This is a genomic window from Photorhabdus sp. CRCIA-P01 (genome assembly GCF_003545805.1).
Taxonomy (GTDB): domain Bacteria; phylum Pseudomonadota; class Gammaproteobacteria; order Enterobacterales; family Enterobacteriaceae; genus Photorhabdus; species Photorhabdus antumapuensis.
In genome coordinates this window covers 25,200-38,414 of sequence record NZ_NMQR01000026.1, presented here as the reverse complement: position 1 = coordinate 38,414, position 13,215 = coordinate 25,200, and the positions used below count along the sequence as shown (strand labels likewise).

5 protein-coding genes are annotated in these 13,215 nt (G+C 37.8%); all 5 read left to right on the top strand.

The features are described from left to right. Nucleotides 1-6 precede the first annotated feature (6 nt). The 5 genes from D3222_RS15445 (at nt 7) to D3222_RS15425 (ending at nt 13,048) form a co-directional block, all read left to right on the top strand. A complete protein-coding gene (locus D3222_RS15445; protein ID WP_118986947.1) occupies nt 7-2,082 on the top strand; it encodes an ATP-binding protein in 2,076 nt (691 codons plus the stop codon). Between the two features lie 24 nt (nt 2,083-2,106). Further along, nucleotides 2,107-3,009 (top strand): DUF4255 domain-containing protein, encoded by a 903-nt coding sequence (locus D3222_RS15440; RefSeq protein WP_118986946.1) that lies wholly within the window; start codon nt 2,107-2,109, stop codon nt 3,007-3,009. 91 nt (nt 3,010-3,100) lie between these two features. Beyond that, a complete protein-coding gene (locus D3222_RS15435; RefSeq protein WP_118986945.1) occupies nt 3,101-4,096 on the top strand; it encodes a hypothetical protein in 996 nt (331 codons plus the stop codon). Between the two features lie 544 nt (nt 4,097-4,640). Next, nucleotides 4,641-7,424 carry an RHS repeat-associated core domain-containing protein gene (locus D3222_RS15430; RefSeq protein WP_118986944.1) on the top strand — a complete coding sequence of 928 codons (2,784 nt, stop codon included), beginning with the start codon at nt 4,641-4,643 and terminating at the stop codon, nt 7,422-7,424. 728 nt (nt 7,425-8,152) lie between these two features. Then, nucleotides 8,153-13,048 (top strand): putative adhesin, encoded by a 4,896-nt coding sequence (locus D3222_RS15425; protein ID WP_118986943.1) that lies wholly within the window; start codon nt 8,153-8,155, stop codon nt 13,046-13,048. The last annotated feature ends 167 nt before the right edge of the window (nt 13,049-13,215 follow it).

Below are 13,215 nucleotides of genomic sequence, written 5' to 3'. Positions count from 1 at the left end.
GTTTATATGAACTATCCTCTAATAAACAACCATTGTATGGCAGCAGAATTACGTTGGATTTATCCTCATCTGGAGCGTATTGATCTGCTATTACAACGCTACTATTACCAAAAGGGGAATTGGTACGATTCATTACCAGAAAGTTTTTTACTGACCGAAGATGAAATAGAGCAACGTTTGATAAAACCATTAGGCATGCCACATTGGTTAAAACAGAATGATATTATTAATCATGAGGCAACAGAGAATAAGTCTATTTCTGGTACATTATCATTACTGATAGAACGTTTTGAACTCACTGAATTTGAGCGTGATATTTTACTGCTAGGCTTATTACCCCATTTTGACAGCCGTTATCATGCATTATTTGCTTTTCTGCACGGTAACAGTAAAAAGCAGTGGCCGAGTTTTGCTTTAGCTATTGAATTATTTAGCCAACGCCAAAGTGATTGGCAATTACTGCAAAATAGCTTTCTGCCACAAACACCATTAATCAATCACCATCTGTTACAGCTCAATAACCACGAGGAATCTATTTGGCTTCAAACGCAATTTTTAACACACAGTGCTGTCTGGCATTTTTTATCCGGCCAACGCGTTATTTTACCTCCCTTAATAACTTGTACATATTGGCATTCTTCTGCCTCACAGACTTGGTATCCGCAAACCCTTTATTATTCACTTGAGAAGATATTATTAAATGAAACCGATGAGATTCGCCCACTGGTGATACTCAGAGGAAAACAAGACAGCGCTAGAGAATTAGCGGTCAATAATATTATGGCATTTCATGGTATCAGTACCTTAATTCTTGATTTAGCCCGCCTACCGGACGAAGAGAACACTGATACAATATCTGGCCTGTTAATAGATGCAATACGAGAAGCCCGGCTACACGATGCCTGTTTATTAATCCGCAATTTCTCTTTGCTTACAGAGGGAAAGACAATAGGGATCTGCGAATTATCCGCTCTGTTAAATCAACCAAATTTAAGAGTGGTTTGTCTGATAGAGCCGGGCGATTCATTCGTATGGATTCAACGCCTACCAATGGTGCAAATTGAGATGCCTATAGCCACACTGGCAGAGAAAAAAGCAATGATGAAAGAAAATTTGCCGGATAATGCCGATCGTGAAATTAATCTTACTCAGTTATGCCGACGTTTTTCATTTACTCCAGAAACGTTACCTTTAATTATTAAAGAAGCAGCTCAATATCAAATATTACGGCAACCAGAAGGCCAATTGGAAGAAATTGATTTGCGTAAAGCATTAAATCTGCGCGCCCAACAAAATTTTGGTAAACTAGCTCAACGGATAACACCCAAACGCAGTTTTAATGATTTAGTCATTTCAGAGGGATTAACTCAACAACTGAGAGAAATTATTGTCGCTATTAATTACCGTGACCAAGTATTAAACGCCGGTTTTCAGGAGAAAATAGGTTATGGTACCGGCATTAGCGCCCTATTTTACGGTGAGTCTGGTACCGGAAAAACGATGGCCGCAGAAGTGATTGCCGGACATCTTGGCGTTGATCTGATTAAAGTCGATCTCTCTACCGTGGTGAATAAATATATCGGTGAAACGGAAAAAAATATCTCCCGTATTTTCGATCTGGCCGAAGCCGATTCTGGCGTGCTGTTTTTCGATGAGGCCGATGCTCTATTTGGCAAACGCAGTGAAACCAAAGATGCTCAAGACAGACATGCCAATATTGAAGTTTCTTACCTATTGCAACGACTGGAAGATTATCCCGGATTAGTGATTCTAGCCACTAATAATCGCTGTCATTTAGATAATGCTTTTAACCGCCGTTTTACTTTTATTACCCATTTTACTTATCCCGATGAAATATTACGTAAACAAATGTGGCAGGCAATTTGGCCTGAACAACTTCATTTATCGGATGAGCTTGATTATGAACATTTGGCTAAACAGGCAGATCTAACCGGTGCAAATATCAGGAATATTGCGCTATTATCATCAATATTATCGGCAAATGATAATAGAGTTGAAAACAAACATATAGAACGGGCAATTATTCTCGAATTGAATAAAACTGGCCGGTTGGTTTTTTAGACATTTAATAAAACTGGAGTTGATATGAGAAATTTAATTGCTTCTGACAATGCTATTATTGAAGTCAATAAAACATTGAGTAATATTTTATCTAAATATTTAAATGATAATAAAGATAATATTGATATTCGTTTTGATCTTCCAGAAATAGACTCAACCCCGTCGAAACCTACAGTAAGTGTATTTCTTTATGATATACATGAAGATTTACAATTACGCTCTGCCGAACCAAGACATTATAACCCCTCAACCAGCTCATTATTGCCGGGATGGGTAAACATCAATTGCAACTATCTAATTACTTATTGGCACTCGAATAAGCCATCAACCGATAGCTCCAGCCCGGATAGTCAGCCCGATAATCAGGCAGCAAAAGTGATAACACGCATTTTAAATGCATTGATTAACAATCGCCAATTAACCGGAATGCGCGGTGCATATACCCGAGTTGTTCCACCACAGGAAAATCTAAATAGCTTGGGCAACTTTTGGCAAGCTCTCGGTAATCGTCCACGTCTTTCTTTGTTGTATTCAATTACCGTACCAGTAAAACTGCAAAACAATAAAGACGATATAAAACCCATTAGCCAAATTTCCGCTTATGTGGATCAAAAATCAAATCTGGATAATTCGCAAATAAACCAAGCCTTATTTGATAAATTATGTGCCGATTTAGGGGGCACAGAAGATGTCCGCCTTGCACTTAATAAAGTAAAGCTGACAACTAAACTCACCACGGAAAGTAATGAACATCAGGAAAATAAAAATATGATTCTTAATGTTTCGGGTATTAGCCATTCAGGTTATTTATCCAAAATTAAGGGGATTATCTCAACGTGGAAAAACAATCAGGGTACAGTGATTAAGATCAACGGTATAGGTATTATAATTATTGAAGAAAATACTGATAAATTAATTGAAGTTTAGCATTTCTATTTAATCAATTATATACATTCAAAAAACAGAGAAAAAAACAATCAATGTAGTTAGGGAAGTATAGCAATAAAAAGAGGGTAATATGCCAAACAAAAAACACAGTGAAAATACTAAACATTTAGAGAATAGCGTTAATAGACCTTCAATACAGACTGAATATGATGAGAGTAATATAGGTAGCACATCATTAGGTATGGGATTGGATTTAAATCACATGAGGAGAAATAATGCTGTTAGTTTAGATCAAACTAATGAATATACATTTTGGAAAGAAAACATTTCCGAATATTACAAATGGATGGTTGTAGTTAAAGGTCACTTAAAACAATTAGACTGGACCTTAAAATCAATGGACTCCCCTGAATCTGCTGGAAGTAACATGGCTAAAAATATAGGGACGACTGCATTACAAACCCTATTAAATACAGGAGGCAGTATAGCCGGCGGCGCTATTGGCGGAGCCATAGGAAGTGCTATAGCACCGGGTATTGGCACTCTGGCTGGCATGGGTATTGGCGCATTAGCCGGAACAGGATTAAATTATCTTAATGATACGGCGATTGAAAAATTAAATGAGAAATTGGAAATCGCATACCCTTATCCTAAAACAAGAAACATGATATTCGATATCAATAATTACGATAAAAACCCTATCTTAAAAGCAATAAAGAAAAAGCTTGGTAATAAAGACAATCTAAAAGTAACTGCCGGTGGTTTAATCACATCACAAATTGTAAGCAAAATATCCCCGGCAAAAATTCCTGCCTATAAACTTGCTGAACTGGCCGTATCGCACCATAAAGCATTAGCAGGATTGAGTAATGATAAAGCCAGACATATATTAGATTTCACCAATAGTATCCGTGAAGTTCTCAATGAAAGCCATTCTGATGCAGTCACATTTATGCGTAGAAACTATGGCGATAATGCAATGAGCCTTTCCGGGTTTTCCTCTAAAATAAAGGGAGAAAAATTAACCTTAGATACATTAGCCAGGGCAAGAAATAAAATAGAAATTAGAATTAATAGCATTAATAAACAAGTATTAAAACTTTCATCAGATAATGGAGAAAGTTAATTATGAAAAGATAATTAAAACCGTTTAAAATACAAAAACATCACCACTCAACCACAATCACAATCACACCAAATCAGGGAAAATATCTGTGATGCAGCAATGCTGAACCCTATTTTCCCATTCCCAATAATAATTTATCTTTGAAATCCATGGTAGATTCACATAATAAGCGTAACATCGTTAATCTGGAAGTAAACATGTTCGAATGCCCTAACAATCAAAGGAATAATCATCATCTTAATGATCTAGCAGAGTATTGCTAGTTAGTTTATCGTAAAGCCCTTTTATCAAAGGGACCAATGCTAATTGGTCGAGCTAATGATCTTTGGCAAGAAAAATAGCTTAAGCCACTTGGGCTCTGTCGAGGAATAAATTAGGTCTTCTCAATTTTGAACAAGTGACAGGTTTTAACGAGGAAATTAGAGAGTTCGATTATTCTAGCTGAAAATATGCAAATAAGGGGGTTTATATAAGGGATGCAATCGCAAAAAATTTTACCTTTTCACCTATTAAGACAACCCTCAAATCAAGGAGCATAAATAAAATGACATCCACCTTTGATCCGGCCGTATATGCCGGTACTCCTACCGTTAATATATTGGATAACCGAGGACTGACCGTAAGGGAAGTCGCTTTCCATCGTGCCAAAGCAACCGATAATACCGATATACTCATTACTCGCCATCAATATGATTCACGCGGAAATCGGGTTCAAAGCATCGACCCGCGCCTATATGATTTGATGCAAACAGATAATACGGTACAACCCAATTTCCATTGGCAGTATGACTTGGCAGGCACGGTACTGCGCACGGTAAGCGCCGATGCCGGGTGTACCGTGACACTAAGGGATATCGAAACTCGCCCGGTTTTTAATGTAAATGCAACAAGCACAGTGCAAACCTGGCAGTATGAAGATCGCTCATTGCCTGGCCGCCTGCTATCAGTCAGTGAGCAATCCGTTGATGAAGAAATGCCACAGGTTATCGAACGTTTTATTTGGGCCAGTCATTCCCCGGCAGAAAAAAATCTTAATCTGGCCGGTCAGTATATGCGTCACTATGACACCACAGGGCTGAATCAACACAATAGCTTGTCTCTGACCGGTACGCATCTGTCCCATTCACGACAACTGCTCAAGGACGATCAAATACCGGATTGGAACGGTGATGACAGGTCAGACTGGCAGAACAAATTGGAAAATAAGATTTACACCACAAAAAACATCACCGATGCTACCGGCGCACCCTTGAAACAAATCGATGCCAAAGGAAATATGCAACGTCTGGCGTATAATGTCACCGGGCAACTGCAAGGTCATTGGCTAACGATCCAAGGGCAGCCAGAGCAGACAATAGTTAGCGCCCTCTCCTATTCAGCAACAGGCCAGAAATTACGCGAAGAGCATGGTAATGGCGTAATCACCAAATACTCTTATGAACCAGAGACCCAAAGACTCACCAATATCTCCACTCAACGTGCCAAAAAATATCTCCTGAATGAGAAATTATTACAGTCTTTACGCTATGTGTATGACCCGGTAGGCAACGTGGTGAGTATTCGCAATAGTGCAGAAGAAACCCGTTTCTGGCGTAATCAGAAGGTGCCCTCCCAAAATACCTACGCCTATGATTCTCTATATCAACTTATCGAATCCACCGGCCGTGAAATGGCTAACATAGGTCAGCAAAACAGCCGGTTCCCTTCCCCCATCGTTCCCCTCCCCTCTGATGACAATACCTATACCAAATACATTCGTACCTACCGTTATGACCGAGGTAACAACTTGACGCAAATCCAACATAACGCCCCGGCAACGCGTAATATTTATACGACGGAAATCACCGTATCTCACCGCAGCAATCGGGCCATGCTGAGTAAGCACGGAATAACGCCAGATAATATCGATGCACAATTTGATGCAGGCGGACATCAGATGTCACTCGGAACAGGACAAAGCCTAAACTGGAACCGAAGAGGCGAGCTGCAACAGGTCACTACGATCAATCGGAGCGATAATAATAGTGCAACGGATAAGGAATGGTACCGCTACAACGCAGGCGCAACGCGGGTGCTGAAAGTGAGCGAACAGCAGACGAGTCATAGTACACAACAGCAACGGGTTGTTTATCTACCCGGACTAGAACTACGGGAAACAAAATCAGGCTCCGAGATCACCGAAAGCCTACAAGTGATTACTATTGGAAAAGCCGGCCGGGCACAAGTTCGGGTACTACACTGGGAAGCAATGAAATCCAATGACATCAACAAAGATCAAATACGCTACAGTTACGACAATCTAATTGGCAACAGCATGTTGGAACTGGATGCCAAAGGTAAAATCATCAGCCAGGAAGAGTATTATCCATACGGAGGCACAGCAATATGGGCAGCCAGAAACCAAACTGAAGCCAGTTATAAAACCGTCAGGTATTCAGGTAAAGAGCGAGACAAAACCGGGTTGTATTATTACCAATATCGTTACTATCAGCCGTGGATGGGAAGATGGCTAAGTGCTGATCCCGCCGGAACAGTCGATGGCTTGAACTTGTACCGCATGGTCAAGAATAACCCAATCCGTTATCAGGATGAATCGGGCACCAATGCGCACGATAGAGCCCAAGCGACTTTCAAAGAAGGTAAAAAAAGAGCTATTAATCAACTTAAAATAGCCAGTAACTTTTTGAAAGAGAGCAAAAATAGTGAAAGTGCTCTTGAAATCTACAGGATATTTTTCGGTAGTCATCAGGAGGCTGATCAACTACCGCAATGGAAAAAACGTATTGACAGCGTTATGCATGGACTAGATAAGCTGAAAACCACAAAAAATATTCATTATCAAAAGAATAAATCAGGTTCATCCAGCACCACCGTTGCCGATTTGAATGTTGATGAGTATAAAAAACGGTCAAAAGGCGATAAGAGTACCTATCTCAATGTATATACCGATACGCTGAATAAGGTCTATGAAGATCCGCTATTAGGGCGTGAACATGTCGCACACATTGCTATTCATGAGATCTCTCATGGCGAATTACAGACTCAAGATCATAAATATGTTGGTGTTCGCTCCACCCCTGGCTCGCACGATTTAACCGATTTGCTCAATATCCTTATGCCACCGGCAAATGAACAGGATCGAACAGAGAAACAACGTCGTGCCACTGGCGCCAGAAAAGCGCTGGAAAATGCAGATTCATTTACCCTATCAGCACGATATTTGTACTATACCGCGCAAGATCCAGATTTCTTATTATCCCTTCGCAAGGAATATAAGGAGTTCAATAACAAGAAAATTGATCGACTGATTATCCGGTCCCCCAACTAGTATTAAAACCCAGTAAAAAAGAATAAATCTCCATTAATCAAACATAAAAATAGTATTTTATAAAAAAATCTCTGGCAAATATTGTTAGGGATTTTTTTAATATTAATGATCAAAAAATAACATTTTAGCCCCGAATTGTTCTGGTTTCTCAAGAAATGGCCAATATCCCTCTAATATACAGCTGCATTCCAATCAAAACGTTTAATTAGCAATATCCCACACACAGTGATAACATTTTCCTTTCCACTTCTTTACAAACATTGACTATTTTACTGTTTACTACTCGCTATAGAGTGCCTGTAATAAACATCCCGTATTAGCCACAGAGACCTTTCAGCTCACTCCTCAATGGATACATTGTGTTATATTTAACCATATTATAAAAAACCATAAATAAATATTTATATATAGTTATACTAATTAATAATTTTATAATGTTATTAATTGATATTTGATATTAACTGAGATCAACTATAATTACCCTGCCTTACGATTGTGACTCTAAAATCAAAAAATAATATTTTTATATGAACAGTCATTTCTATAAATCAGATGGATGCGGTAGCTATATATACCTAATAGATTTCGAGTTGCAGCGCGGCGGCAAGTGAATGAATCCCCAGGAGCATAGATAACTATGTGACTGGGGTGAGTGAAAGCAGCCAACAAAGCAGCAGCTTGAAAGATGAAGGGTATAAATAATAAACTTAATCAACTTGGAGGATTATATGTCACATTTTGAATATGATATCGTAAATAAAAACGATGCCTATCAATCAGAAGAAAATGAATATACCATGGTCAATGGAGAATATTGGAAATATAAGGAAAAAGATGATAAAAACAGTGATAATATTTTTATTTTCCTGTTAAAAGGCAATCAAGACTATCCAACCTGGATAACCTCCGATATTAAAGAAGTCAGTCTATATATCATAGAGAATTTATTTTCTTATAATAAATACTCAACTAAATTACAACAGACTTTAAAACAAGCTGTGAATGCCGTTTTCAATGAATATTCCGAAATAAAATATTCTGACTTGCTGAATAACATTAACAATATATTCAACCTCTTTTTCATAAAGAATTATGATAGTCCTGATATTGATACAGCAATCAATATTTTAATATCAAAAATAGAAATTCATGAAAAATTAGCCAGCATAAATAAAGATAAAATCGATTCAGATCAAACTAAAATCGATATATGGCAGGAACTGGGTATCAACGCGGAAGAACCTTTACTGAAAATATATCGTCAGGCATTTTCTACCGAAGAAATCGATGATGAGGTCTATTCCGATGCATTGCTAACTTTTATGTCAGATGGCAATATAGCGTTAAGTGATAGAGAAAAATCAGATTATAATCAACGAATCAAAGATAAAGAAGATCTTTTCAAATCCTATAAAAAAGGTATTGAAAAGGTAAATAGTTTAATTTCCGCTAATAATATTAATCCAGGCATTCCGATTATTCATCCAGAAACAAACCAAAGTATCAGCATCGGCGATGATATACTATTAGCTCTACTAGCCAAAGAAGAGGTAACACTAAAAAAACAACATCGTACCGAATATAACCAGAAAGATATTCTTGAACTGCAAACTCTACAAGCTGCTAAGTATCATTTATTAGTCTTATCTTCATTAGGTGCCCTATTATATCAGATTGCCCCTAAAGTCGAAAAAATGACTCAAGGTCATGGTGATTATCGCGATATCATTTTTGCCCAAAATCAGGCTGAATTATTATTTAAAAAACATAATATTCACTATGATACTGATCATGTTATTTCCCAAGAATCAAAACATATTGAAATGGAAGGCTGTATTATTTTAACAGCAGCAATCATTTATCGAATGAGAAAAGAGCATGCCAATGTGGAGCAAGCATTTAACTATTCTACATTAGAAACAATAAAATCATTTGAAAATGACAAGCAAAAACTTAATCCTTTCAATAAAAGTAACGTAAAGCCAGCAGGATACTTTTCTTTTATCGATTTCAAAAAGAGAGATAAATTTGATTCACAATATAATTTTAATGAACAATTTAATGTTTATAAAAATAAATACAGTCATTATGAATCCATTTCACTCAGTAAATTAATATTTTCATCTCCGGGTGCACAATTAACTGCCGAAGAGATTATTAATCCACCAGAAGAAGCTTTTCTCTATTCAGTCGAACAGGGCATGGGAAATGTTGCCATGATAAAAATGTATCAGGGTAATTGGTTGGTTGTCTCAACAATACAAGGAGGAGTGAAAGCAAGAAAATATTCCCAACAACAAGTTGATAGCCAACCCACCTTACGCGCTATGTCTAGACCCAATGCACTATTTTTAATTGAGCGAAAAATTATGATAGGCATCGGAATATTTATGGAAAATCAAATAGTCAATACCGGGAAAAGACTGTTTCCAATTGGTTCTGAGCGGGCCAAAACCTTGAGTGGTTTCTCAGAAACAAACAGATATAAATCTTCTTACGACGCATTTTGGAATGATTATTATGGTATAACTTCAGGAATGAATGCAGGAATTAGTTTCACAGGTTCACCTAAATTTAATTTTTATAAAGAAGAGAACTTACTTTCTATTACCACAACGATAATACAGCAAGGTTTAAACGATATTGCAATAAAAAGTAAACAGGCACTGGATATTACTTCTGGGTGGCATATAGCAGCAACTATTCTTATTCCTTTCTATAATGTTATCTATAAAGCCACAACCGATAGTGAATATAAATTAACTGGAGAGGATATTGGCTCAATTGTCTTTGATACAGCAAATGTGCTGTTAGTTGTTGCTACCCTGGGTATGTCATTGACTGAATCAATGACTGCAAAAGTCGCACAAACCACATTACGCCTCAGACAAGCCGGTCTGACTGGGAGAGCTTTAATTACAGCAGTTATCAGAACATTACCAGAGCATGGCATCATCACCTTGCGCCAATCTTCCAGTATTTTGCTCGGCGGATTAATCGATTTAATTGAACCTTTACCTATTAGATCAACGCTGACCTTAACTTACCGAGGCGTCGTAAGCGCAGTAGGTGCAATAAAAAATAGCATTAAACTTGAGAAAACTTTCGCTGATATTTTTAGCAAAAGTACCAGAGGACTTGGCAAACTTAAATATGAATGGAAAGTCAGCAATATTTCACTCGACGGAATGGTACCTCATGCAAATGAGGGAGTATATAAAGGGATTTATTCAATACGCCCCGCTAATGCGGAAACAGCAATTAAACAGAACTACTATATAAAGGAATCTGGTACGAATTATCAAGTCAAATGGGATGAAGCAAACCACACCTGGCGCGTAGCCAACCCGGCTTATCCCGAACAATTTAGTTACTGGCCAGCGGTGAAATTAGATAAAAATGGGCATTGGATTACTCACACCGATATATCTAATAAACTTCTTATCCTGGAACAAAGTAAAAAAATAGTTCAGGAACTTGAAGCAGCACGCAGTAATATTAATAATGATAAAATATTGGATGCATTTATTCATATCAATACCGCATTCAAAAATTATGAAAAGTATGATATCGATAAACTATCAGATATTACTGACACATTAACCCATTTCTTTGAAAAATCGCTAAAACTTGGAAATAAAGAAGCCCTACGCAACACAAAGGTAGTCAATATCCAACAAGCCTGGATACGTGAAGTCACCTTGCCATTACAGAATAATCTCAGTATTTCGGCTGAAAAAATCAATGTCATCAAAACCGAACTGCCTTATTTATTACGGGAAATCTATCCCATTGAAAATCAATTACCTAATGCACCAGCGATCAATAAAATTGCCCTAGCCATTGAAGAAATACCTGTCACACCGATGCCAAAATATTCTTCGGGTAATATCCAAAAAACAATACAATACACATCGATAGAGGGTAACCGTGTAGATATTCCCCCTATCGGGATCACAATAACCGGTAATGATCTATTTATTAATCAAGTCACTCACATACTAGATGAAATAAGTGAAATTCCTTCTGGAAATGTCGTTATTCAGGAACTTGAAAAACAGGGTTTAAATATCCAACCACCGACAATGGATGCCATTGTACGCGAAAAAGAGGGTCAATTTTATGCCCGTAATAGCGCTGGTAGCAGTATCGCCTTTGATCCTGAGAATCACCTAATTGGAATAGAAGAGAAACTGACCGAGGAACCCTGGCGTTCCCGTGAACCTGCTGTCGCTTTATATCATGAGATGCTACATATCTATTATAATCGTTACCCAACATGGTTTACTTCTATCGATAATAAAATGATTGATCAAAAAGTCAGTGGAGGTTTTTCTTTGCTGGAAGAATCACGTATTGTGGGAACAAAATATTTCTCCAACGATAAAAATACATTATTTGATTTCAGTGATTCTGACTATTTATTGGAAAATAATTCGGCTTTATTGACAGAAAATAGATTCAGAGCCGAATATGCCATATTCAAAGGTGAAAGCGAATATGTTATTCAACCTTATTATGGTAAAGGCGATAGTCAAATCCCATTAACAAGCACGAGAATAAGCACCAATGAATCACACCGTAATGTCATGGGTGTAGGTGATGGAAAACCTGAAAAAATGCCCGGAGAATCAGCTACCGATTATCGAAATAGAGTGAAGGAATGGCGAAAAGCTAATAAAAAACCGGAAGAAGGCATTGGAACAGGTGATCTTAGAAAGACAAAAGCCCAAGCCCGAATTGGACATTTACAAAAAGATTATCCTCAATTTGAACCGCAAAAAGTTGAGCTTGGTGGTGCATTCGAATTATGGACAGTACCTAATGAACCTGCGAATAAATTGATGCTGAGTTCACACGGATATTTCTTCTCTGATAGTGCAGCGACGCAAGTCCCCACGGGAAAAACGATTCAATTTCTTGGTCCCCACGATCAGACATTATTAGAAGCACCGGACAATCCATTAAACTCCCCTTTTGATGTTACATTGGGTAATAGCGGCTTTACGATACAACCTTATGCAACGATAGAATCAGGCAATAAAACAGGTTCGGCCAGTGTAAAAATAGGTGATAAAACGTTTACCGTGAACGATATTCAGAATATGGCTGCCGATGATATTGAAAATTATCTGTTAGCCACTGGAGTAGAAGCCAATACAACCCATCATGGCAAGGTGAGAAATTACGGTATCAAATATTATGAGAAAATGCCTGAGGAGGAGGTGAAGGCGGCAATATGGAAAAATAGAGCAGACAGTACAAATATCAATAAATATGACGCACTATTAGTCAGCCCGGAAGCTGGAAATCGTAAAAAATTGTCCGATATTTTTACACTGCTGAGAACTGACGAAAGGATGGCAAAATATGATGAAATCACCTTTGTTGCCTGTCGTGAAGAATTGAATAGAATAAACATGAAATCAGTACATGATACCGGCCTTGGCGGTGGTTATGAGCCCAAACTACAACCAACGGTGATTCTTTCACGTTCAAAACGATCAGCGACACTCACGCCCGACGGAGCAATAATTTATTCTGTTATTGCAGTAAATCTGCATCATAATTTCATAACAGAAAAAATCGTTGGTATAGCCCCTTTCCTATTTATGGATAATTAAAGATTATGAATAATTAAAAGATCTCTTTGTATTACTTGAAATACTAAATTAAGGTGAGAAATATTTTCTCGCCTTATTTATTTCAAACTATACCTAATAGATTTCGAGTTGCATCGCGACGGCAAGGGAGCGAATCCCCGGGAGCATAGAGAACTATGTGACCGGGG

Coding starts and splice junctions, on each gene's coding strand:
- D3222_RS15430 (WP_118986944.1), top strand. CDS start 4,641: ATGACATCCACCTTTGATCCGGCCGTATATGCCGGTACTCCTACCGTT.
- D3222_RS15445 (WP_118986947.1), top strand. CDS start 7: ATGAACTATCCTCTAATAAACAACCATTGTATGGCAGCAGAATTACGT.
- D3222_RS15440 (WP_118986946.1), top strand. CDS start 2,107: ATGAGAAATTTAATTGCTTCTGACAATGCTATTATTGAAGTCAATAAA.
- D3222_RS15425 (WP_118986943.1), top strand. CDS start 8,153: ATGTCACATTTTGAATATGATATCGTAAATAAAAACGATGCCTATCAA.
- D3222_RS15435 (WP_118986945.1), top strand. CDS start 3,101: ATGCCAAACAAAAAACACAGTGAAAATACTAAACATTTAGAGAATAGC.